The organism is Paenibacillus sp. LT-B23, assembly GCF_059417685.1.
On record NZ_JBSQBM010000022.1, the window covers coordinates 1 to 23,308 of the forward strand.

General features: G+C 48.6%; 19 protein-coding genes. 13 read left to right on the forward strand and 6 right to left on the reverse strand.

The features are described 5' to 3' along the window. The 4 genes from ACWXW9_RS22905 to greA all read left to right on the forward strand — a co-directional run. Window positions 1-2,373 (forward strand): non-ribosomal peptide synthetase (locus ACWXW9_RS22905; protein ID WP_494931319.1); only part of this gene is annotated, 2,373 nt, incomplete at its 5' end. Window positions 2,374-2,636: 263 nt separating this feature from the next. Next, complete coding sequence (locus ACWXW9_RS22910) at window positions 2,637-4,538, forward strand: serine hydrolase domain-containing protein (RefSeq protein WP_494931320.1); 1,902 nt, start codon at window positions 2,637-2,639, stop codon at window positions 4,536-4,538. 166 nt (window positions 4,539-4,704) lie between these two features. Next, window positions 4,705-7,740: an endonuclease gene (locus tag ACWXW9_RS22915; protein WP_494931321.1), complete on the forward strand. Its 3,036-nt coding sequence runs from the start codon at window positions 4,705-4,707 to the stop codon at window positions 7,738-7,740. 215 nt (window positions 7,741-7,955) lie between these two features. Then, window positions 7,956-8,435: a transcription elongation factor GreA gene (greA, locus tag ACWXW9_RS22920; RefSeq protein ID WP_134914260.1), complete on the forward strand. Its 480-nt coding sequence runs from the start codon at window positions 7,956-7,958 to the stop codon at window positions 8,433-8,435. 159 nt (window positions 8,436-8,594) lie between these two features. On the opposite strand, the gene ACWXW9_RS22925 is transcribed toward greA, so the two are convergent. After that, window positions 8,595-9,134: a transcription repressor NadR gene (locus ACWXW9_RS22925; protein WP_494931322.1), complete on the reverse strand. Its 540-nt coding sequence runs from the start codon at window positions 9,132-9,134 to the stop codon at window positions 8,595-8,597. Further along, window positions 9,131-10,285 (reverse strand): IscS subfamily cysteine desulfurase, encoded by a 1,155-nt coding sequence (locus tag ACWXW9_RS22930; protein ID WP_494931323.1) that lies wholly within the window; start codon window positions 10,283-10,285, stop codon window positions 9,131-9,133. The genes ACWXW9_RS22925 and ACWXW9_RS22930 overlap by 4 nt, the downstream gene beginning before the upstream one ends. 167 nt (window positions 10,286-10,452) lie before the next feature. Between ACWXW9_RS22930 and nadA the strand changes: the two genes are divergently transcribed. Continuing rightward, the gene (nadA, locus tag ACWXW9_RS22935; RefSeq protein WP_494931324.1) at window positions 10,453-11,559 is read left to right on the forward strand and encodes a quinolinate synthase NadA; all 1,107 of its coding nucleotides are present in this window, start codon (window positions 10,453-10,455) and stop codon (window positions 11,557-11,559) included. A 9-nt stretch (window positions 11,560-11,568) separates the two neighbouring features. Here nadA and ACWXW9_RS22940 read toward each other — a convergent pair whose 3' ends face one another. Next, complete coding sequence (locus tag ACWXW9_RS22940; protein WP_494931325.1) at window positions 11,569-12,927, reverse strand: outer membrane protein assembly factor BamB family protein; 1,359 nt, start codon at window positions 12,925-12,927, stop codon at window positions 11,569-11,571. A gap of 226 nt (window positions 12,928-13,153) precedes the next feature. On the opposite strand from ACWXW9_RS22940, the gene ACWXW9_RS22945 reads away from it, so the two are divergent. From ACWXW9_RS22945 to ACWXW9_RS22960, 4 genes are all read left to right on the forward strand, one after another. Then, window positions 13,154-13,483 carry a hypothetical protein gene (locus ACWXW9_RS22945; RefSeq protein ID WP_252361770.1) on the forward strand — a complete coding sequence of 110 codons (330 nt, stop codon included), beginning with the start codon at window positions 13,154-13,156 and terminating at the stop codon, window positions 13,481-13,483. Next, window positions 13,449-14,285 (forward strand): membrane protein insertase YidC, encoded by an 837-nt coding sequence (yidC, locus tag ACWXW9_RS22950; RefSeq protein WP_483871611.1) that lies wholly within the window; start codon window positions 13,449-13,451, stop codon window positions 14,283-14,285. Before ACWXW9_RS22945 ends, yidC begins: the two co-directional genes overlap by 35 nt. A gap of 259 nt (window positions 14,286-14,544) precedes the next feature. Beyond that, window positions 14,545-15,315 carry a GNAT family N-acetyltransferase gene (locus tag ACWXW9_RS22955; protein ID WP_494931326.1) on the forward strand — a complete coding sequence of 257 codons (771 nt, stop codon included), beginning with the start codon at window positions 14,545-14,547 and terminating at the stop codon, window positions 15,313-15,315. A gap of 172 nt (window positions 15,316-15,487) precedes the next feature. Continuing rightward, window positions 15,488-16,159: a phosphatase PAP2 family protein gene (locus ACWXW9_RS22960; protein ID WP_494931327.1), complete on the forward strand. Its 672-nt coding sequence runs from the start codon at window positions 15,488-15,490 to the stop codon at window positions 16,157-16,159. Window positions 16,160-16,313: 154 nt separating this feature from the next. Here ACWXW9_RS22960 and ACWXW9_RS22965 read toward each other — a convergent pair whose 3' ends face one another. Then, entirely contained in the window at window positions 16,314-16,919 is a 606-nt protein-coding gene (locus ACWXW9_RS22965) for an undecaprenyl-diphosphatase (protein ID WP_494931328.1), read from the reverse strand. A 146-nt stretch (window positions 16,920-17,065) separates the two neighbouring features. Here ACWXW9_RS22965 and ACWXW9_RS22970 point away from each other — a divergent pair, with 146 nt between their 5' ends. Next, window positions 17,066-17,779 (forward strand): response regulator transcription factor, encoded by a 714-nt coding sequence (locus tag ACWXW9_RS22970; protein WP_494931402.1) that lies wholly within the window; start codon window positions 17,066-17,068, stop codon window positions 17,777-17,779. After that, complete coding sequence (locus tag ACWXW9_RS22975) at window positions 17,776-19,152, forward strand: sensor histidine kinase (protein ID WP_494931329.1); 1,377 nt, start codon at window positions 17,776-17,778, stop codon at window positions 19,150-19,152. Before ACWXW9_RS22970 ends, ACWXW9_RS22975 begins: the two co-directional genes overlap by 4 nt. 82 nt (window positions 19,153-19,234) lie before the next feature. Here ACWXW9_RS22975 and ACWXW9_RS22980 read toward each other — a convergent pair whose 3' ends face one another. After that, on the reverse strand, window positions 19,235-19,711 hold the full coding sequence (locus ACWXW9_RS22980; protein ID WP_494931330.1) for a C40 family peptidase: 477 nt from the start codon (window positions 19,709-19,711) through the stop codon (window positions 19,235-19,237). A gap of 349 nt (window positions 19,712-20,060) precedes the next feature. On the opposite strand from ACWXW9_RS22980, the gene ACWXW9_RS22985 reads away from it, so the two are divergent. Beyond that, window positions 20,061-21,086 carry a glycosyltransferase gene (locus ACWXW9_RS22985; RefSeq protein ID WP_494931331.1) on the forward strand — a complete coding sequence of 342 codons (1,026 nt, stop codon included), beginning with the start codon at window positions 20,061-20,063 and terminating at the stop codon, window positions 21,084-21,086. Between the two features lie 15 nt (window positions 21,087-21,101). Further along, window positions 21,102-21,830, forward strand: coding sequence for a succinylglutamate desuccinylase/aspartoacylase family protein (locus ACWXW9_RS22990; RefSeq protein ID WP_494931332.1), 729 nt, complete (start codon window positions 21,102-21,104; stop codon window positions 21,828-21,830). Between the two features lie 131 nt (window positions 21,831-21,961). Here ACWXW9_RS22990 and ACWXW9_RS22995 read toward each other — a convergent pair whose 3' ends face one another. Further along, complete coding sequence (locus ACWXW9_RS22995) at window positions 21,962-23,305, reverse strand: sugar phosphate nucleotidyltransferase (protein WP_494931403.1); 1,344 nt, start codon at window positions 23,303-23,305, stop codon at window positions 21,962-21,964. Window positions 23,306-23,308 lie beyond the last annotated feature (3 nt).

A 23,308-nucleotide genomic window follows, 5' to 3' on the forward strand; every position in this document is an offset into this window, starting at 1 on the left:
TTACAGCGCTCGCTGGAAATGATCGTGGGCATCTATGCGATCCTCAAGGCAGGCGGCGCATATGTACCAATTGACCCGGAATATCCGACGGACCGGATCCGTTTCATGCTGGAGGACTCGGGAGCGAAGCTGGTGCTGACGCAATCGCATTTGGCCGAGCAAGCGTCGCTGAGCTTCGACGGCAAGGTGCTGGTGCTGGACAGCGAAGAAATTTACCAAGAAGACGGCTCGAATTTGGCACCGCTGGCTGGTCCGCACCATGTAGCCTATGTCATCTACACCTCCGGCTCCACTGGAAAACCGAAGGGCGTTATGGTCGAACACCATTCCGTGCTGAACCGGATTTTGTGGATGCATGACCGTTACGGCTTGAGTGCGGAGGATACGATCCTGCAAAAGACCGCCTTCACATTTGACGTGTCGGTGTGGGAACTGTTCTGGTGGTCGATGGTTGGCTCGAAGGTGAGTCTGTTGTCGGTTGGCGGGGAAAAGAATCCGGAGGACATCGTCGAAACGATTGCCCGCGATAGCGTAAGCACGATGCACTTTGTGCCTGCGATGCTGCATGCATTCCTGGAGTATGTGGAGCAGCAGCCGCAGGAAGTAATGCAAGCGAAGCTGGGAACGCTGCGTCATGTATTTGCCAGTGGGGAAGCGTTGCCTCCGCAGCATGTGGCACGTTTCCAACGGCTCGTGTCAGGAATCGCTGGAGCGAAGCTGATCAACCTGTACGGACCGACGGAAGCGACGGTGGACGTATCGTATTTCGATTGCGAGCCGACGGAGGAATATGCCGTTATTCCAATCGGAAAACCGATTCAGAACATCCGTCTGTACATCGTGAAGGAAGGCACGGAGCAATTGCAGCCGATTGGGGTAGCAGGGGAGCTGTGCATCGGCGGTGTAGGCGTAGCGCGAGGCTATCTGAACCGTCCAGAACTGACGGCAGAGAAATTCGTTGCTGATCCGTTTGCCGGTGGCGAAGCAGGCGATGAGCGGATGTACCGCACGGGCGATTTGGCGAGATGGATGCCGGACGGCAACATCGAATATTTGGGCCGGATCGACCATCAGGTGAAAATCCGGGGCTACCGGATCGAGCTGGGCGAGGTCGAATCGCAGTTGTTGAAGGTGGAGTCGGTACGAGAAGCGGTCGTCATGGCCCGTGCAGATGAAACAGGCCAGCAGCAATTATGTGCTTACTTCACTTCCGATGAACAGCTGACCATCCGCGAGATTCGGGCTGTATTGTCGGGTAGTCTGCCGAGCTATATGATTCCATCCGCATTTGTACAGCTAGATCGGTTTCCGCTGACGACCAACGGCAAAATCGACCGCAAAGCGTTACCTGTGCCGGACAAAGCGTTGCACACGGGTATAGAATATGTCGCACCGCGAACCGATGTAGAGCAGTTGCTGGCAGGCATTTGGCAGGAAGTGCTCGAAATCCCGCAAGTGGGTATCCAGGATGACTTTTTCACGTTGGGGGGACATTCCTTGAAAGTGCTGGAGCTTGTACGCAAAATTCACCTTGCCACAGACATCGAGCTTCCAATCCGAAGTGTTCTGGAGTTCCCGACCATAGAAGAGCAGGCGCTCGCATTATTGAAATCGGATTTGCAATCCAAGGCAGATAGTCCAATCATTCGGTTGAATGAACACGGTCCTTTCTCCATCTTCTGCTTTCCGCCTATGCTTGGATACGGGCTGTCGTTCGCGGAGCTTGCGAAACAACTGGATCAGGACGCAGTCGTGTATGGATTGGAGTTCGTAGATGATGCTGCGGATGAGCAGGAAATGTTGGCACGATATGTTGATTTGATCGTCAGCACACAAGCGCAAGGTCCGTATGTGCTGCTTGGTTATTCCATAGGCGGTAATCTGGCGCATAAGGTTGCCGACACACTGGAGCGTCAAGGTCATGCTGTATCCGACATTTTGATGCTCGATTCGGTCAAAAGGACGGAAGCCCTGTCCTTCACAGTCGAAGAAACAGAGCATGAAATTCATGCCATGCTGGAACAGGTTCCCGAATCCTACCGTGAGCTGTTGAATGAAACGTACCAGCGTAAAATGATCGCTTACGCGGTGTATGGTAACCATCTCCTGAATACAGAGACGGTTCGGGCGAATATTCACGGCTTTGTTGCTGTCGGATCGGAAACAGTTAGGGGAACTGGAGACAATCGACTTTTATGGAAAGACGCTACACAAGGAAGCTATGAAGAGCATAGCTTGATTGGCAATCATTATGAACTGCTGGAACCCGGATTTATTGAGGAAAATGTAAAAAGTATCCGTTCCGCAATACAAAACATAACCCGGAACATGGACAAAGACATGGCACAAGATTTGGCACATCATAATTCTTGAAAATCTACGGTCGATGGTTTGACTGGAGTTCACTAATTTTTAATCTGTAACCCATGAATCCTGATCGAACATGTAAGAACCCTACTGCTTACGCGATTCGATCAGGATTCGCTCTATCATCTGCACTCCCCCTATGGGAAGTGCGATGATTCCATAGCGCCACGCTGATGGCTCCGAATCCGAGTAAAAACATCTGCTCCGCTATGCAATCACCGCACCGTTCAATTGAGAAGCCAACTTCATACGTAAGGATGGTACTTCACATGAAGAATAAAGGCATTTGTTGCCTATCCGCATTCATAGCATCGTTGTTTCTCTGGAATCTGCTCATTGCTCCGTCAGGGGCAGCAGGCAGCATAACGCCGAATTCATTGGAAAAAGCAGTGGATCACATCATGAACACAAAATTGGAAAAATGGCATATTCCGGGGGCTGCCGTCGTCGTGACCCAGGAAGACCAAATACTTTTTAGTAAAGGGTATGGATATGCAGACCTGGAGCAGAAAATGGCATTCGACCCGGGGAAGACCATTGTTCGTGTCGGCTCTCTAACCAAATCATTTAGTGCAAGCGCAACGATGCAGCTGGTCGAGCAAAACAAGCTTGATTTGAATGAAGACGTGAACAGCTATCTCCACAGCTATAAAGCTTCGCAATACCAAAATCAGCCTTTTAATCTACATCAGCTTTTGACACATACCTCGGGATTGGACGAAGCGCTGTACGGCATTAACAGCTCGACCAAGGCAGGCTCTTTGCCTACAGAGCAGTATCTCAGCACTTATTTTCAAAATCAGCCGCCCATTCGCGAGCCCGGAATTCAGTTTGATTACAGTAATGTCGCCTACGGTCTGGTCGGTAATATAGTGGAGCAAGTAAGCGGTCAGGGACTGAATGATTACCTCCGTACACATCTGTTCCAGCCGATGAATATGCCTAGCGCGACACTGGATTTGCCGCTAAATAATCCGGCACTGGCTCAATCGTATCGATGGAAACATGGAGCATATTTGAAACAGCCTTTTTCGTATATTAATCTGCCGGGAGCAGGAGCGTTGAGCATCACACCCAACGAATTTTCACATTATCTGATTACTCATTTAAACGAAGGCAGATATGAGGGAAGGGCGGTGCTCCAGCCCCAAACGGTAAAAGCCATGCATACACAGCAATTTGCAGCAGATCCACGTCTGGATGGTGTGGGCTACGGATTTTTCCGTGGCCAACTGGAGACGGGCGTACCTATGCTGTGGGCTACCGGGGAAATTGATGATTTTATTTCCGAAATGGTACTGATTCCGTCTCAAAAGATTGGTATTTTTGTGACCATCAATACGACTGACACGGACACCCTGCTTCATGGAGAAGTCATAAATGCGATAGCCCAAATGCTGCCCGCAAAGCCGCAGGCCGATTCTCAGTCACTGGCTCCTTCTGCTACCCAAGTGAAGCTTCCGCCAGAGATCGAGGGCGTATATCAGGTGAATGTGAACCCCGTTCATGGGTGGGGGAAATGGATTCGGATGCTGGGAAGCATTAAATACACCGTTCAGATTCAAGATGATCATACGTTAATTGTTAACGGTGTGTACCCGAATGAAAATGAAGCAACGAACAAAGTTTTTCAAGCAGCAGGCGATGGGCTGTTTGTGGAAAAGGGGGGCCAGCTTAAAATTTTGCTGTATCCGCAAAACGGTACATGGATGATGGTCGCCCCGGATAGCAAGACCATGAAGCAGACGGCACTTTGGCACCGTACCTGGACGCTGCTTGTCAACTACGCTGCTGCCTCCTTGTTTTTTATCACAACCCTGCTGATTTGGGTCGTAAGGTATGCAATAAGATCTATCCGCAAAGATAAAACCCACATTTCTTCAACCCTTGCATTCATCGCGTTACTGAATACGATTTTTCTCGGCGTACAGTTTATTTATGGAAATAGTCAGATTGTATATGGCTATCCGGCCTGGTATGTCTGGGGGATTTGTACGCTCCCACTGATTTCAGCGCTCATTGCTGTATGGGTATTGATCGTGAATGGTGCAAAGCTGATTACGGGGGAAAGGAGAGGTAGAGCCACAGGCAAAATCCTGTTTGCGGTGCTCACATTGCTGCATACCGTATATCTTTTTTATTGGAATTTTCTCCCTGTCCATTATTCCTAAACATTCTAAGCATTTTGCATAAATCCCAAGAGCCATTTTTTAATCAGCCATATAGAGATGGAAACTAATTTACAAAACATTGCATGTCCGATCATAAATGAATGCTAAAATTTATACTTGGTTCCCCATCAACCGGGGGCGCAAACTAACATACAGGAGGAATAGAATGGGAATCTTTCGCAGTTTTACATCCCGTGGCTTCAAATATGTAACCGCTATGGTGTTCACTTTGTCATTGTACGCTGGTGTTGCGAGCAGCCTAAACCCTGCATCGGCGGAAGGTCCGGCTGATCCGGCCCCTTTTATCGCCGCCAAGGTGGTCAATGAGAATGCTGGCAAAAAAGTATTGTTCGATAATACACACGGACAGACAGCTGGCGCTGCAGACTGGGTCATTGACGGAGGTTTTTCAGACTTTGGACAGGCCCTCGCGAATCGTGGCTATGATGTACATGAGCTTCGCAAATCTACGCCGATTACTTACAATGATCTGAAGGATTATGATGTATTTGTGACAGCAGAGCCGAATATTCCTTTCAAACAAAGCGAACAGGCTGCGATGGAGCAGTATGTCAAAGCAGGCAATAGCATTTTCTTCATTGGAGATCACTATAATGCGGACCGCAACAAGAACCGTTGGGACGGATCGGAGAGTATTAACGGCTACCGTCGCGGAGCATGGGAAGATCCAGCCAAGGGAATGAGCGCGGAAGAAAGAAGCTCGGCAGCGATGCAGGGCGTAGTCAGCTCGGATTGGCTGGGTAGCCAGTTTGGCGTGCGTTTTCGCTACAATGCATTAGGCGATATTACCGCTAATCAAGTTGTAGAGCCTGCGCAGGCGTTCGGCATTACAGCTGGGGTGAGCAATGTCGCCATGCATGCAGGATCAACACTGGCGATTATCGACCCGTCGAAAGCCAAGGGCATCGTATACCTACCTGAAACAAACCAGGCTTGGGGCAACGCGGTAGATCAGGGCGTCTATAACGGAGGCGGCATACCGGAAGGACCCTATGCAGCCGTATCCAAAGTAGGACTCGGTAAAGCTGCCTTTCTGGGGGACTCATCTCCTGTTGAAGATGCGACGCCAAAATATCTGCGCGAAGAGACCGGAACCAAGAAGACGACGTATGACGGCTTTAAGGAGCAGGATGATGCCGTGTTGCTGGTTAATATCGTCGATTGGTTATCCAAGAAGGAGAACTACACCAGTCTGACGGATGTGAAAAGCTTGCAGCTTGATCAGCCGACATCACTGCTGCCTTTTGAGGAGCCGCAGGCTTCGACGGAGCCACAAGCCGAGCCTTGGTCCGCTCCCGCAGCAGGCTACAAATGGTGGGATCAGCAGACGTACAAGCCCGGAGCCTATGGCAGTTCTGCGGCCAGTACGCAGCCTGTTTACAGCATCGTTCGTCAGGATCAGCTGCCGAATGCAGAGCCTTTTCAAATTCGAATTACTGCGGACCAACTGGCTCCGAATACCACGATTAGTGGATTCAGCGCAGGCATTTATGTAGCGGGCGGCAATCAAGTTGCCCAGATTCAAAACCAGGATGGCACCTGGCCGACCTCGTACGGCTATAGCGGAGCATTCAGCCTGGAGTCCGACAGCAAGGGATATGCCTACAAAGACCTCACCGTACGGATTAAGCCGGGAACCAGTGGCTCGGCCAGTCTTAGGCTGAGACAAAACGGCAGCAACCTGTTGACCCAATCGGTCGTGCTGGCAGATGTTCCGGCCCAGCCGTTGCCCGAGGAAGGGAATACTGTTCCGGCTCGTATCAGTGTTGCAGAAGCACGGAGCCTCCCGGCTGGCAAAGTGGTTACACTGGAAGGCACGGTGACGACCGAACCGGGTGCATTTGGCGGACAAGCCTTTTATGTGCAGGATGAAAGCGGCGGTATCTATGTATACCAAAACCAAAGCGGTTTTCACCAAGGCGATCAGGTGAAGGTTACGGCAACCCTGGCGCTGTATAACAGCGAATTGGAGCTGACCGATCCGGTAGCCATTGAAAAAACAGGAGAAGGACAGCTTCCGAAAGCTCTACAGATTACCGAGCTTAGCGATACGAACCAAGGACAGTTGGTCGAACTTCCACATGCCATTATTCGTAATGTAGTAGACGCGACTCCCGCTGGTTCGTTCGAATTTGATGCGGTGTCCGGCGAGGTAAGCCAACATGTACGCGTGGATGCACGTACAGGCGTAACACGGACGTCTTTTCCGTATCAAGAAGGACAGCAAGTGAAGATCAAGGGAATTTCAGCGATTTTCAAAGGGAATTATCAGTTAAAACCGCGTAGTCTTGATGATTTTACAGTTCAGGCAGGTGCGGCATTGCAAGAAGTGAAGCTTTCGCTGGATCAAACGACTCTCAACATTGGAGATACAGCGTTAACACATCTCAGTGGTACGCTGACAGATGGCAGTGAAGCGGATTTAAGTCATGCTTCCGTCCAGTACGCCAGCAGCCGTGAGTCCGTAACCCTTGATACGTATGGACAAATTAAGGCGGAAAAAGAGGGGAGCGCCGAAATTACGGCTAGCGTAACCTTGGACGGTAAAACGGTCGTATCCAATCCTGTAACCGTTACAGTACAGAAAGCTGTTGCAGGCGAAGTGCCGGGCAAGCCTGTATTGTCTCATGACAATGGGCATGATAACGGTTTGAAGGACGGCGATTATAAGATCACCATGAATCTGTGGTGGGGTACGAACGGTGATGAACTCAAGCTGTATGAAAACGGCGAGCTGATCGGAACTCAACCGCTGAAACCCGCTTCCCCCGGGGCACAGAACGCAGTCATCCCGGTAACGGGCAAGGCAAATGGCACTTATACGTACATCGCCGAGCTGATCAACGCTTCCGGTAAAACGGTGAGTGACCCATTAACCGTCGAAGTGACCGATGCTTCGCCAGGCATTCCGGTGCTGTCTCACAACAACTGGGATGGTGACGGCAATTACACCGTTGCTATGAACATGTGGTGGGGCACGAATGCGACCACATACCATTTATATGAAAATGGAGAACTGGTCGATACGCAAGAGCTGCGGAACCAAACGCCGCAGGCCCAAAGCGCCTTCACAGATATCCTGGGTCGCAAACCGGGCACATATGAGTATCGGGCTGAACTCGTCAATGCTTCAGGAGAAACAACTAGTAAAACGATGATCGTCGAAGTGAAAGGACGCTAAATGTAAGAGCATCTACTGACTTTTTGAGAGTCGCTAGATGCTCTTTTTTACTTATTCGGGCTGTCGTGATTACGAACAAGAAAGCGTTAATTACTGTAAAAATAACCCTCGCTGAGTGACCCTGCCTCCTATTACCCTGTAATTTCTTTTCGCATGTTGCTCCAATATAGGTTAAACTACAATAAAGCAAGCCAAATAGGAGTTGTAGATAAAATATGTCGAATGAAGAAGTATTGTTGACTAAAGAGGGATTGGCCAAGCTGGAGGATGAGCTTAAGGAACTGAAGACTGTCAAACGCAAGGAGCTTGCCGAACGGCTTAAACTGGCTATCAGCTACGGCGATTTGAAAGAAAATAGTGAGTATCACTCAGCCAAGGACGACCAAGCGTTTATGGAAACCCGGATTCTCATATTGGAGAAAATGTTGACCAAAGCCCGGGTCGTGGATGAGAGTAATTTGGACCTTAGAACCGTTAGTATCGGATCGACAGTTATTCTGAATGATATTGAATTTTCCGAAAAGATGGAATACAAGATTGTAAGTCCTGCGGAGGCGGACGTGCTGGATAACAAAATTTCCTATGAAAGCCCTCTAGGCAAGGAGCTTTTGGGTAAAGAAGTGGGCAGTATCGTTCATGTGAATGCACCTATGGCTGTCATCAAATATGAATTGCTCGAAATTAAGTTAACGTAATCCGTTCCCGATTCCCTTGTATGAGGGGGCCGGGATTTTTACCTTTTAAGGAGATTATTTTTCATCCTGTAAGCCCCTTTATCGGAGCGCAGAGTGCGCTCCACATGCGGGACAGGGACTACATAGTATTTACTATCTGCTGCTATAACACACTGCAAGCTAGTCCGCTATTAGAAAGCCTGCTTTCTCCAATGCAGCACAGGCTTCATCAATTTTGGTTTCATCCGGGGCGTGCAAGGTATGAAGGTGAATACCTCCGGTCAGTTGTGACAGATAAATCGCTTGGGTGGAGCTGATTTTGCGGATAAAATCGTCTACTTCCTTGCGGGTTCCAACCCGAATCGGAGCAGTCAGATCACCATATACGGGATGCTCCACAATAACGTCCTGTACACTTACGCCATAGTCGACGATCAGCTTTAGTTCCTCTTCTGTCTGTTCAGGTTGGTGCTTGCATACGATAATACGTGAGGCTGGAGGGGCCGCCTGACCCGAGGGCTCCATATAAATGTATCCTTGACTTGTCGCAAGAATAGGCTCTTGGCTTGCTTTTAACAGCGAAATATCCTGTACGATTACTTGTCTGGAGACGGAAGCCCTGCGTGCCAGTTCGCTCCCGGTCAGCGGGGATTCGCCCTTAAGCCACAGTAATAGCTGTTCGCGGCGTTCCGTGCCCATCCGTTTTAAAGATTCAGTCAACGGGATAAGCTCCTTTCTTGTCTGCTTGTCAGGTCTGTTAAAATATCCACCAACACATCCAGATCCCCGGTGGTTGTTGTTCTTCCGAAGGAGATACGGATAAATTGCAATGCCTCCCGACCGGATGCTCCAAGCGCCTGTAAAGCAGGTGAAGGCTCGTGATGTCCGGCGGCACAGGCGCTTCCGGTGGATATACAGACACCGCTACGGTTACATTCCAGCATAACATATTGTCCCTCATAACCGTGAAAAAAACATCCCAGAATATGACTGAGCCTGGCAATCCTATTGTTTTCCTGTACGACCAAACGCAATGGGATTGATCTTTCCTGAATTTTGGTAAAAAAATACTGTCTCAGCGCGGCATATTGTTCCTGATGCAGTTCCATTTGTTCTGTCATCATTTCCGCTGCCGCAACAAACGCCGCAATCCCGGGAACGTTGACCGTTCCGGGGCGAAATCCGTTTTCATGCAGCGTATCAGGATACACAGGGCGCCACGGCGTTCCCGGCTTGAGATATACCGCCCCCACACCCTTAGGCCCATACACTTTATGGCTTGATATAGAGATAGCGTCCACCCCCAAGGCTACTACATCAATGGGAATGTTCCCAAAGGTCTGGACTGCGTCGCTGTGCAGCACAATCCCTCGTTTCCGTAGCAGGGGAGACAAGGTGGCAAGATCCTGAATAAGTCCGGTCTCTGAATTGGCGTGTTGTATGGATACAAGCCCGGTGTCTTCTCTGAGATAAGGTAAGAGAATATCACGGGTGATTCGTCCTTCCTTGTCCGGCTGCACAATGGTCAGCTCATGGCCCTGCCGCTCCAGCAAAGCAGCCAGATTGTACATCGAATGGTGTTCCAGGGCGCTCATGATCCAGTGCTTTTTATGCTGTGGCAATGCTTTTAGGATGGACTGTACAGCCAGCATGTTAGACTCTGTTCCTCCTGTTGTAAAATAAACTCCTTCCTTTTGACCTCCAATCATGTCTGCGATCCGTTGTCTGCTATAATCCAGTGCATAAGCTGCTTGACCGCCTGCATCATGGAGGCTGCTGGCATTTCCGAACATTTCCTTATTTAATGTGTTATACATATTCAAAGCTTCGTCACACATCGGTGTAGAAGCGGCGTAGTCCAGATAAATCATGGCGAATCTCCCCCTGCTAAAAATAATTCCATCCAAAAAGCCTTGAGATTATTGTAGGCATGTGTAAATATAAGTGTCAAGACACTTGTAAACATATTGGTACACATAGCACTTGTCTGTTCGTGGGAAGACGGGGCAGACAGCGCAGAGATAATGGAGGGATTCAAATGTCTATGCTTGACGTTTTACAAGGAAATCGTGGACTCATGCCAGAGTACTACAAGACACTGACGGTTGCTGATATGGAGCAGCGTGTCGTCCAATTGAAGCAAAAATGGGGACAAAAGCTGCTTATTCCGGGCCATCACTATCAGAAGGATGAGGTTATTCAGTTTGCAGATATGACAGGGGATTCCCTTCAGCTTGCCCAAATGGCGGCACAAAATCAGGAAGCGGAATTTATTGTGTTTTGTGGAGTACATTTTATGGCAGAAACAGCGGATATGCTGACTACGGATCGGCAAACGGTCGTGCTGCCGGATATGCGCGCAGGCTGCTCGATGGCAGATATGGCGAATTTGGAGCAGACAGAGCGGGCCTGGAAGCATTTGCAGGAGATGGTGGGCGACACGATCATCCCACTGACCTATGTGAATTCCACGGCAGAAATTAAAGCTTTTGTGGGGAGACATGGCGGGGCTACGGTGACCTCTTCGAATGCCAAGCAAGTGCTGGATTGGGCGCTGAAGCAGAAGGAACGCATTTTGTTTTTGCCGGATCAGCACTTGGGCCGCAACACAGCTTACGATCTTGGAATTCCGCTGAATGAAATGGCGGTGTGGAATCCAATGACCGATCAACTGGAGACGGACCGTGACCCGGCAGCCGTAAAAATTATTTTATGGAAAGGGCATTGCTCTGTTCATGAAAAATTTACAGTCGAGAATATCCATCGTATCCGTGAGCGTGACGAAAACATTCGGGTCATTGTTCATCCCGAATGCTCTTATGAGGTTGTTCAGCTTGCAGATTGCGCAGGCTCCACGAAATTCATCATCGACACGATCCATGCGGCAGAGCCGGGGACAAAATGGGCTGTTGGCACGGAAATGAATCTCGTGCAGCGTATCCGGCAACAGTACCCTGAACAGCAAATTGAATCGCTCAATCCCGATATGTGTCCCTGCCTGACGATGAACCGGATTGATCTTCCCCATCTGCTGTGGGCGATGGAGCAGATTGACCGTGGAGAGCCTGTGGGTGTGATTCGTGTTAACGATCAGGTTAGGCAGGATGCTGTGCTGGCCCTGAATCGTATGCTAGCTATTCGTTAAGGTTTGAAATTATTTTAAAGAAGCAGGGAGCTTGACAGCATGCAGACGGTTGCCGCTTTGAATAAATATCATCCCGCCGGATTTGAGCGTTGGGCCGAAGGAGCGTGATCCAATGTTGACGGTAAACACGGGTTTCAAGGTCATCAGGTCATAACCATGAAACACGCCATCTGATTGTCCAACATAGACCCCTTTGCTGAATACGTCAGCCTGAATGGTTGGATTATCTCCGTAATCATAATGGATGAATTGCCCGGAGGCCAGCTTCATGGCAATCAATCCACCAGTGCTAAAATCCTGGTAGAACATGCGACCTTCATGAATGGACCATAAAGGAACAAGCTGCTCATAGCCATTTTGCGACCACTTGCGAGCAGGTTTGCTGTCTGGCTTGTAGTTCCAGAAGTCATAGGAAGCCAGTGTCTTTCCCTGAAAAACATAAAGGTCTTTGCCGTCCAGAAAAGCAGAGCCATGAATGCCTCCGGATCGGAAGATACCGTCTTTATTCTCAGGGTCAGTCCAGCGGTATTGACGCTCTCCTTTGGATTCTCCTGTCTTGAGATTATACTGTGCTATCGTAATCTTTCTGTTTACCGGGTCGTCATCAATCATAAACGTGTTGACAACAGAGTAGACGACCCCGTCTTTAACGGTTAGTGGAAAGGAAGTTCTGAAGCTTTCCCAAAGCTTTTTGCCAGTTTTAGCGTCATAGGCATTGATCTGTTCAAAGGTTAGGCTGCCCTGTACGTTATAATTGCGGATAAGGACACCATCAGTTTCCATTAACTTATTCAGACCGTGGTACGAGTCCTTATCCTCACTGATTTTCCATTTGAGCTTGCCGCTGGCAGCATCAACGGCAGCCGTTTGCTCCGACTGTGTAATGTATACTGTAGAGTCGATTCTATAAATATGATCTGCCTTAGTAAATCCTAATGAAGTGGTCCATGCTTTCTTGCCTGATTCTGTAACGGCATAGATGGAGCCGCTCTGTGTCATTCCGTAGATGGTGTCGTTGCTATGAATCAAAACAGGGGTAAGCTGATCGCCATATTGCCACAATTTCCGTCCCGAAGTACCTTCAAGGGCAACCAGTCTGTGGTTAGAATCCACTGCGAACACCTTACCGTTTTCCGCAACCGCAACCGTCTGATCTGAAACCTGATTTCTATCGATTGGGATAACGGGAAAAGACCAGGAGGGCTTGATCACAGGCGCTTGGATTGGAGAACTATAAGCCCCGTTGCTCATAGAGACCATCGCTTGCTCTGCATTTGCTGTTAAGGCAAAACCAGCGCCAGTCAAAGGCAGCCCGATGCTGACTATCGCCAATCCTGTTAGCAATGAGCTATGTATCGTTTTCTTCATTCATGCTTGCTCCTTTAATAGTTAAATTGGGTGTAAGGCTTTGGTAAGCCATCCTTTGATTAGACTGTAAAAAGAACCAAAAGTTTCATAATCCATTTCATTTTCAGTCTTTTTTGAGTAAGAGGGATGCTTAAATTCAGTAGTACGACAACCTGTTGTATCTCTTTCTAATGTAATAGTCGCTTGCCTGGTTTCGTGCTATAATCGTAGCAACGAACCGAAGGAGGTGAATCCCTTGTTTGAGCTTCAGGACCTGCTCCCCTACTTATTTACAATCGGCTTGCTGTGTACGGTAACCTACGCATATCTCGCTCATTTGCACGGCAATGTGCCCGAGTGCTGGATAGAAGGCGGGGCCGTGCGGTCGCATGCTTCTCCGCTGATGCCGTTAACTGCCCGCGGGCAGGACATGCCTGTCCGGCTGGCACGTCATATCCGGCGGAAGGAAGCGCCGGATGAAGATGCGTCAGATTGTTCCCCCTCGTTGAACGATGGCACAGCCAATCAACGAGGAGGAACATATGAAACGATTCAAGGGATTCACCTTTTGGGGTAAAAAAGAACGGATATTCGGAATTATGGTAGCGCTGGCGGTGGTTATGCTGCTTTCCGGCTGCGGCGCGAATGCTGCGGAGATTAATGCACAGACACCCGGATTTTTTAATCATTATGTGGTGTTCCCGCTATCCTGGCTTATTCAGCAACTAGCGCAATGGTTTGGTGGAAGCTTTGGACTGGCGATCATGTCATTGACGTTAATCGTCCGCCTGGCGTTACTGCCGCTTATGATGCGCCAAACTCGTGCTCAACAGGGGATGAAGCGCAAAATGAGCGCTATGCAGCCCGACTTAGACCGAATTAAGAAGAAGTACGAAAATAAGAAGGATGCTGCCAGCCAGCAGAGTATGCAGCAGGAAATGATGTCACTTTACAAAGAGCATCAATTTAATCCGCTGAATATCGGCTGTCTGCCTATTCTCATTCAGCTACCCATATTGAGTGGTATGTACACAGCCATCCGGCTTACCCCGGAATTGGCGTCTCATTCGTTCCTATGGTTCCGACTCGGGCAGCCGGACTGGATTTTGGCAATCTTCGTCGCAGTCGTTTACTTGGCACAGGCTAAGCTATCCCAGCTTCAAATGACGGCTGAGCAACGCAAGCAGTTTGCGATCATGGGATATCTTTCGCCCATCATGATGGCTGTTTTTTCTTTTAACGCGCCTGCTGCCATGCCGTTATACTGGACGGTAAGTGGTACCTTTTTGCTGCTCCAGTCGCTATGGTTCCGTAGACGCTATCCAACGGAGGAAGCAGAGGATAAGGTCAAGCTCGGCGAAGTAACCCCAACAACTTAGAACGAATATAGTGGCTTTAGCGTACACGTATTTAGTCACATCATGAATAGATGCCTCTTGAACCGTTAAGGTTGGAGGCATCTATTCATTTTCGGTCCTCTTCTTATTGAACTAATCAGTTCCATCTCTCTTGAGTCAGACCACCTGGAAAATTAGGGGGGTTATATGGTATATAAGCTGAAAAGTAACTTCTAAGTTCAGCTTATATAACATTCATCCGTTTTTCATAGTATAGATTTTTAAAGTCGGGAGAGGTTATATGAACATTTCAACCCTTGAATGGCAGGAGAACCAAATTAGAGAGAGCGGCTGTTACTGCATGAGAAGTATGCAAAAAGCACCAGGATATATTCAAAAGGTGAATTGGACAGAACAGGAACTCAGCCGTGGTCTGACTTACATACAACTAAGAAAAGATAACAAGCCGGTAGGGTTTGTCGAATATACGCCGGGAGAACAGGCGTGGAGAGCTGTACATGCGGACGGCTACCTTGTGATTCATTGCTTATGGGTTGGCGTGACGGGAGCGGGTATAGGCTCTCAGCTCATTCAGCGTTGTATTGAGGACGCAGTGAAACTGGGCCGAAAAGGAGTAGCTGTTGTAACCAACACGGATACATCGTGGGCGCCAAGTCCTGATGTTTTTCTTAAAAATGGATTTCAGCTTGCAGACAAAGCACCTCATTCTTTTCAGTTATATACGTACAAGCTTGATCCAACATTCGTTGATCCGTATTTTCCTGATAACTGGACCCAACGCTTGGAGCGTTTTGCTCAAGGATTGACCATCTTGCGAACCCATCAATGCCCGTATCTCGAGATTGCCACACAGAATGTGATCGAAGCGGCCGAATTTTTGGGAATACAGCCCCAAATCATTCTTATGGATAACCGTCCACAACTGATGGAACTGTCCCCGACACCTTACGGTGTATTCCATGTAATTTTTAACGGAGAACTAATTTCGTATCACAGGCTGACTCCACGCTCTTTTGCTAAAAAGCTGAAATTACTTTACTCTAAAACATAATCCCCTTCAGGATAGGGATAAACGAAATATGGGTACAGTAAATAAATACACTATATAAGCTGAAAACGCACATTTAAAACGGTGTAGGCGGAATGGTACTGTACAAGCTAAGCAGCACGAAATACACCCGTTTTACCACGAAACGAATATTACGGAGAGGACAAATAACATCATGAAGCAAACGCAAACGAAGTTGCCTGTTTCCTTGGCATTACTTACCTGCGCAGTATGTGCGCTCGTTTTCGGTTTAATCGCCTTGTGGGTCAGCGACCAGCAAGTGCGGTATTTTGACCTTAGAATTATTACGGCCGTGCATCAACTGGAATCGCCTGCTATGACTCGCATCATGGAATTTTTCACCACCATAGGGAGCGAGGTTCCGGTTATTATCATTCTGGTGATCGCCATGATTGTACTATACAGAGTGTTGGGACATCGTAGAGAGCTGCTATTTTTAGCCATTGCCGTGGTGGGCTCAGTGCTGCTGAATACCGTACTAAAAATGCTATTTCGGCGCGAACGCCCCGAGATTAATCGTATTATTGAAGCCAATGGCTACAGCTTTCCCAGCGGACATTCTATGACTGCCTTTACGATGTACGTAGCGCTCACTTTTCTCATATGGAAGCATGTCCCATCCAGGCTGGGCCGTATCCTGCTTGTTGCGGTCAGCGTGCTACTGATTGTAACCATAGGGACAAGCCGTATTTATCTGGGAGTGCACTACCCGAGCGACGTACTGGGGGGTTATTTTATGAGCGGAAGCTGGATGGCGGCTTGTATCTGGTTTTATCAGCGTTATGAAGAACGTATGCCACCTCTCCGCTCCAAATCGACAGCATAGCTGGAAAGTGCAAGCGTACGAACAGGAATAAAAAAACAAACGGGTCAAACAAGAATGAAGTTACTTCAAAAAAATGCTTGAATCAAACTCTAAAAAGAGAAAAACAGACGCAAACAGCGTCTGTTTTGTAGTCGAGAAATATGTTTGAGAACGATCAGCCTTTGGCCTGCTTGGCAGGTTTGAGCCCCAGTTTCTGCTCCCAATTCTCATAAAAAATAATAGCCGCCTGTATGAAGATAGCAGGAAGCTTACGGCTTCGAATGAATGTATGAATGCCGACAGCGCAGCCTGCTCCAATGAGTGCGCCTGCCAAAATATCCGAAGGATAATGTACACCCGTCCACACTCGAGACACCGAAATGAGTACAGCCAGTATAACCCAGAGGACACGATATTTTTGATGGTGAAGCCACAATATAGAAGCCAATGCAAAGGCTCCAAGTGCATGATTGCTCGGGAACGAAGCATTGGCATCATGATGGATCAGCTGGATCACAGCATGTCCGACAAAAGGCCGATCTCTATAAAACAAATGTCCAAGCCCCCAACTGATCACAAACCCGATACATACCGTCAGAACCGCTTCCAGCACCATCATCCGGTTAGGCATTTTAAAGGTGAACCAGTATACAAGTAATGCCGCCCCAAACAAATACGGTGCATATTGCGCCATAAAACGCATCAATCCATTCAAAAAGGCAATGTGTTCAGCCAACCCATTGATCCAGTGAAACAAGGCATAGTCTACATTAATTAGCATGAATAAAATACTCCTTAATATCAAAAAATTGAATTACAAAGTTATATTATATAGGGATCGGACAACTAAAAGCTTAAAATCAAATAAAAAATGAATGTCATTTCCATTTATCATTTATTTTTTCTATGAAAAAAGGTGATTTTGTGGTGAAGAAATTGGTGCTGGTGATCGATGATGAAGAGAAAATTTCCAGACTGCTTCAATTGGAGCTATCCCATGAAGGCTATATGGTCGAAATCGCCCAAAACGGCAGAGAAGGACTGGATAAGGCTTTAACGCGCACTTGGGACATTATTATTCTGGATGTAATGCTGCCTGAGATGAACGGGGTTGAGGTGTTAAGGGAGATACGGAAAATCGACACACTTACACCTGTCATTATGGTGACCGCGCGTAACACAACAACTGATAAGGTTTCCGGTTTGGACGAGGGAGCGAATGATTATATTACGAAGCCCTTTGAAATTGAGGAGCTGTTGGCACGGATGCGGGCGAGCATGAGACATCAACCGGAGTCTGCGACGATCCCTCCACATGAAGAGAGCAAGCCCTCGTCCCGGCTTCAGGTCGATGGTTTGGTGTTAGACCGCAAGACACGGTCTGTGGTGCGTGAAGGGAAGCATATGGAGTTAACACCCAAAGAATTTGACCTGCTTCTCTACCTCATGGAGCATCAAAATCAGGTTTTGCAGCGGGATCAGATTATTCAGGACGTGTGGGGATTTGATTTTGTCGGCGATACGAATGTCGTTGATGTGTATATCCGGTATGTCCGCAAAAAAATCGACCATGGCTACAAAAAGAAGCTGATCAAAACCGTACGCGGTGTAGGATATTGCATCAGGGAGGAAGAGCATTGAAGCTGCGGACGAAAATTACTTTGCTTGCTTCTATTTTAGTCCTCTCCATTCTCCTGTTTGTAGACGTAACGGTTCATCTGCTATTTGTCAAAATTGCGACCCGGAATGAAAGAGAAGTGCTGCAAAATAAATGGACTGAAATCATTGCCGAGGCCGGTCCGACCATGATCCTGAAAAATGCGTGGAGCCCCAAACTAAAGGACGAGCTTTCAGGGGATACGATCCTGAGAGTTTTTGATCAGAAATCCCGCTTATTATATGAAGTCAGCCGCCAGTCCCGCTTCAAGCTGGGTAATATACGTTTTAACCCTTCTCAAAGCTCGGAGCTGACGGATGTACAAGGTCATAAAATTTTGGTCATCCATCTCCCGGTTCTCTCCCCTGAGGGCAAGCATAAGGGAACGCTGGAAATCGTGGAAAAATGGGATGCGCTCGAAACCAATCTCGATATTCTGAATACAATCCTAATCACATCAACCGTAGGGGCCATGTTACTTAGTCTGGTAGGCAGCACGATTTTGGCGAACGCCATATTGCTGCCTATTTCGAGCAGCATCCAGACGATGCAGGAGATTGAAAGAAGTCTGAAGTTTAAAAAGATCCCCGTTGGCAGTCATAATCATGACGAATTGTCCCAAATGACGGCTACTTTCAACCGAATGATGGGCAGGCTGGAAGAAAGCTTTCAAAGCCAGCAGCAATTTGTCTCTGATGCCTCGCATGAGCTGAATACGACGCTTATGATTATTGAGGGCTACGCCAACATGCTACGACGATGGGGCACGCGTGACGAGGATATCTACAAGGAATCCATTCAATCCATTTATGAAGAAACACAGCGGATGCGCACCATGACACAGCAATTGCTGGCACTGGCTTCCTCACAGCAGGGAAATCCCGAACCGCATGAACGAATGGAGCTAGTTGGCTGCTGTCAGCAGGTAGTCGCTCATCTCAAGACAGTACATGATCGGCAAATTAACATTTTTATGGATGAACCGGAAATCTGGTTGGATGCCAATCTTGCAAAAATCAAGCAGTTACTGGTTATCTTGCTGGACAATGCCCTAAAATACAGCTCGGATGAGATTGAAATCATTTTGTCCACAGAGGCAAAGCATGTCCAAATTCGAGTCAAGGATGCTGGAATCGGGATACCTGAGGGAGAGGTCAAGCGAGTGTTCGAACGATTTTACCGGGTAGACAGCTCCCGACACCGTAAAACGGGAGGAACCGGGCTGGGGTTGCCCATTGCCAAGGCTATTACAGATGCCCACCAGGGGACGATCCGGATGGAGAGTGTGGAGGGAAAAGGAAGCGAGGTCATCGTAACACTGCCACAGAATCAACAGGAAAGGCTGTCCCTCCAGTAGACATATCTACTCGCGGAACAGCCCTTTTGTTGATTCTAGTATAGTGTGAGTGAATGGTTGAATAGCCCCTCGGGTGCTTGTCCTAAAGGACACGGCGTGCTGTAGTGTAATGGGAATTCCACCATCCTGAGTTCAGATCGGTAATCGTTACGCCGCCTTTACCAAACGTGTGCAGCAGCTTGCCATTTCCCATATAAATCGCTACATGGTGAATTGGTGAATAGAAAAAGACCAGATCGCCTTTTTGAAGCTGGCTGCGTGGCACAAAGGTACCTACGGTCGATTGTTGTCTGGACGAGCGTGGAAGCTTGATGCCATTTTGTCCAAAAGCATATTGAGTGAAAGAAGAGCAATCAAAAGAGCTTGTATTGCCAGCCGGTGCTCCATGCTGATAACGTACGCCCATGAACTGGGAGCCCGTAGCGATGACCTGGTCTGCTGTGTCTGCGGAAGCCGCATGAATGGTAGCTGGTTCTACAACGAAGCTACCTGCACTGAAAGCCAATGTCATCGTAACGCAAATGCCAATCCATAATTTTTTAGTAGTATGTTTTTTCATGATGTTCCTCCGTTATTTCGTATTTTGGTGATGTCCTGAAATGACAATAACATAAATAAAATATCCGGAATTTACCACTCAAGGTTACAATCCTGTTACCTCAAGGCTTTGTCCTGATTTATTAGAAAACGATGAGAATTTTCTCCTTAATTCTGGATTGACAAAATGCACAGCTTCCCCTTATCACTGGGCCTGTATGACAAAAGGCGACTTGCAGATGATTCGCACAAGCAATGATGCAAAATATACATACCTATATACTACATATATAACTTGTACGGAAGTAGGTTCAGGCTTCCGTCTCATTGTAATAGTCACAATGTATTTCCGGTCAGGAAGGGGAATTCATATGGCTCCAAAGCAGGATAAAACGACCAAAGGCGAACGTCTGACCATTGTTCAGGTCATTTCCAACTCTCCGAATGCACAGCCGGTGCCCTCCATCAAGGGCGGAACGGAAAAGGTTGTGTATGAATTAACAGAAGAACTGGTAAAACGGGGGCATCATGTATCTCTGTTTGCCGCCCGTGGGAGCAGGAGCAGCGCCCGGCTGATTACCTTTCCCAAGGGCTTGAAGCACAGCCAAATCCCCCAATTCGTATTAAAGCACATGCCACCCGGAACACAAATGATTCATGATCATACCTTTCGTTCGGCTATGGGAAACAGGAAGCTCCCTTGTCCGGCGGTATCCACGGTTCATCTTCCTGTGAAGAAGCATGGCAACAATCCGGTATATGTTAGCAAGCGGGCACGGCAGTTGATGGGCGAGGGAAAAGGCTATTATGTATATAACGGCATCAACACACATGATTACGAGTTTAGCGACAAAAAGCACGGCTATTTACTGTTCATGGGCAGAATAATACGGAATAAAGGCGTTTTGCAGGCCATTCAGGTTGCAGAACAAACAGGAAAAAGGCTACTGATTGCCGGGCCGATCAAAGCTCCGGTTTTTTTTCGCCAGGAGATTCAAAAACGGATTCAGCACAATCCCAATATTCGTTATATGGGAGCAGTGGGGGGCCAACAGAAGCAAAAGCTACTCAAGCACGCGGAGTGTCTGTTGTTTCCGACGTTGTGGGAAGAGCCGTTTGGACTCGTGATGGTGGAGGCGATGGCTTGCGGGACACCTGTGCTGGCTTTGAAAAACGGTTCGGTCCCCGAGGTGCTGGCAGGCTTTCCACAGCTGATTTGCAAGTCGGTTGGCCAGATGGTACGAAAGGCGCGGCAAAAAAACTATCCGTCTCCAGCCGAGCTTCGCTTGTATGTCACGCAAAGATTTACCAACAAGCAGATGACCGATAAATATTTAAAGCTGTACCGTGAAATCATTCGCCGGGAAGAAAAGAGGAGCGGGTCATCGAGAGCCTAAACGGAGGTGGAGGAAATGAAGGTCACAAAGCATATGCTTGGGAAGGGTTCCTCCTGGGCTACTCCTTATTATATAGCCACAGAGGGACAGGGCCGGCCGCATGTGATGGTGGTTGCGGGCATACACGGCAAGGAAATCGCAAGCATTCGGGCCGCTGAGAAGCTGGTGGAGCTGTTGAATCAACAGAAGCTGCGGATCAGCCAAGGCAAGCTCATTATCATACCCATTGTGAATCAGGAGGCTTACCAGAAGCGAATCAGAGGAGTGCCTGATCTGAACAGGACCTTTCCGCGTACGAAAAAGAAAGCGGCCACGCAACCGCTAGCAGCGGCTGTGTTCGAATTAGCACAAGTGCATCGACCCGAGTGGTATCTGGATCTGCATGAAGCCAACGGATTATCTCAAAAGGATGCGAAGGTACTTGGTCAGACGTTGATTACCAATAGCGGCAATTCGGCGGTCCCTACGGTGCACCGGATTATAAAGCGAATGAATTGTTCCATCAAGGTGAAAGACCAACATTTCAACATTCGGCTGCGCGAGCTTCCAGGTTCCTCTCGAACGGCGGCAGCCCGTATTTTAAAAGCACGCTCGGTTACCGTGGAAACAGGCTGGAGTCTGCCCAAGAAAGTGCGCATAAATTATCAAATGCAGATCGTACAGCATTTTTTGAGAGAAGCAGGGATGATTAAGACTAACAAAGTATATTTATCCGCTCAGGTCAGAGGTGTAGGTGTAACCTAGGCAGGCAAAACATTACTACGCAAAATCGCTCCTGAAGCAAGGGAAGTTTATTCCCCTGACTACAGAAGCGATTATTTGTTTGGTGGGTTCATGAAGGAGTAGTTACGTTAGTAAGTCCTACTGTAGTGTTGTCAGGAATCAGACTTATAGAAGGCACTCACCAGACTGTTGCCCAAGCGTACCTCGATCAGTTCCAGCGACGTATCCAGACTGGCCCTGACGGTATGATACGTATCCGTTGGAATGCTGAACACGGAGCCGCTTGCCGCCGAAAACCGTTCCCCATTCAGCATGACCTCTCCCCGGCCGGAAACAATCGTCCACACTTTAAGCCCGCTGCCGTGGATACGGCCATTCAGGCGTTGATCTGGCAGTACCGTCAAGCGTATAGCCAGGATATCATTCAGGCTGCGGTGATCGAATTCGTCCAGCACACGATAGCTGCCCCAAGCGGTTTCACCATGCATAGGATATAGCGGAAGCGCCCCTAGCTGCTCCTTGATCGCGTGGGCATAGCTCTTGGCGGCAATGAGGATGCCGTCAGGACTGGCAGCAGCGATAATATCCTCCACGCCAATGACATGAAGCGGATAGGGCAGCTCATTGACGATATGCGTTCCTTGAGCAGGACCGCAGATCTGTCCGCGCCCGATCACCCGACTGCTGAGCTGTTCCGTTAACGTCTGCCAACTTCCGATATCACACCATTCACCATCGTAAGGCAGGACAACGGCATGTTTGGCACGCTCCGCTACCTCCTCGTCGAAGCTGCGAACAGGGAGGTCGTCATACATTGCGCACAGCTCCTTATCATTCAGCGGCAAATCGCAGCGCTTCATACAGGACAGCATATATCTCAGCGTAAAAGCGTAGATGCCGCAGTTCCAAAATGCACCTTGGCTAATGAGCTGCTGTGCCCCGATGCGATCCGGCTTCTCTGTGAAGCGGGCAATCAACGCATAAGAAGCCTTATGCGCCCGTGTTATCTCCTGATCCGGCACGATATAGCCGTATTGGTCAGAGGGATGGCTGGGCCTTGTCCCAAGCATGGCCAGATCAGCTCCACTATCGAGCAGCAGGTCGGGGAGCGCTGCCACACTGTGAAAGAAATCCTCTCCTGCAAACATATCAGCCGGAGCGATACAGAGGATTTCGTTCAATCCTGTACCTCTGGTGTGCAAATAGGCAGCTGCGAGTGCAGCAGCGGTGAAGGTGCCCCGCTTGGCAGGCTCGCCCAGAACAGGCAGACGACCTTCCGTATGGCGAAAGGCCAGATTTACCTGATTCCGATGGGTCAGCAGCAGGGCAGAGGTATCCAGTCCTGCCACAGCAAGCTGACGATACACCCGCCCAAGCATGGATTCTTTCTGCCCATCCGGGGCAGGCAGGAGCCGAAGAAACAGCTTCGAGCGGATAGCGTTGGACAACGGCCACAGCCGTTGTCCAACACCGCCGCATAACAGTATGATGCGCACAGG

Coding starts and splice junctions, on each gene's coding strand:
- ACWXW9_RS22990 (WP_494931332.1), top strand. CDS start 21,102: ATGAAGGTCACAAAGCATATGCTTGGGAAGGGTTCCTCCTGGGCTACT.
- nadA (WP_494931324.1), top strand. CDS start 10,453: ATGTCTATGCTTGACGTTTTACAAGGAAATCGTGGACTCATGCCAGAG.
- ACWXW9_RS22980 (WP_494931330.1), bottom strand. CDS start 19,711: ATGAAAAAACATACTACTAAAAAATTATGGATTGGCATTTGCGTTACG.
- ACWXW9_RS22960 (WP_494931327.1), top strand. CDS start 15,488: ATGAAGCAAACGCAAACGAAGTTGCCTGTTTCCTTGGCATTACTTACC.
- ACWXW9_RS22985 (WP_494931331.1), top strand. CDS start 20,061: ATGGCTCCAAAGCAGGATAAAACGACCAAAGGCGAACGTCTGACCATT.
- greA (WP_134914260.1), top strand. CDS start 7,956: ATGTCGAATGAAGAAGTATTGTTGACTAAAGAGGGATTGGCCAAGCTG.
- ACWXW9_RS22910 (WP_494931320.1), top strand. CDS start 2,637: ATGAAGAATAAAGGCATTTGTTGCCTATCCGCATTCATAGCATCGTTG.
- ACWXW9_RS22930 (WP_494931323.1), bottom strand. CDS start 10,285: ATGATTTATCTGGACTACGCCGCTTCTACACCGATGTGTGACGAAGCT.
- ACWXW9_RS22965 (WP_494931328.1), bottom strand. CDS start 16,919: ATGCTAATTAATGTAGACTATGCCTTGTTTCACTGGATCAATGGGTTG.
- ACWXW9_RS22940 (WP_494931325.1), bottom strand. CDS start 12,927: ATGAAGAAAACGATACATAGCTCATTGCTAACAGGATTGGCGATAGTC.
- ACWXW9_RS22955 (WP_494931326.1), top strand. CDS start 14,545: ATGAACATTTCAACCCTTGAATGGCAGGAGAACCAAATTAGAGAGAGC.
- yidC (WP_483871611.1), top strand. CDS start 13,449: ATGAAACGATTCAAGGGATTCACCTTTTGGGGTAAAAAAGAACGGATA.
- ACWXW9_RS22915 (WP_494931321.1), top strand. CDS start 4,705: ATGGGAATCTTTCGCAGTTTTACATCCCGTGGCTTCAAATATGTAACC.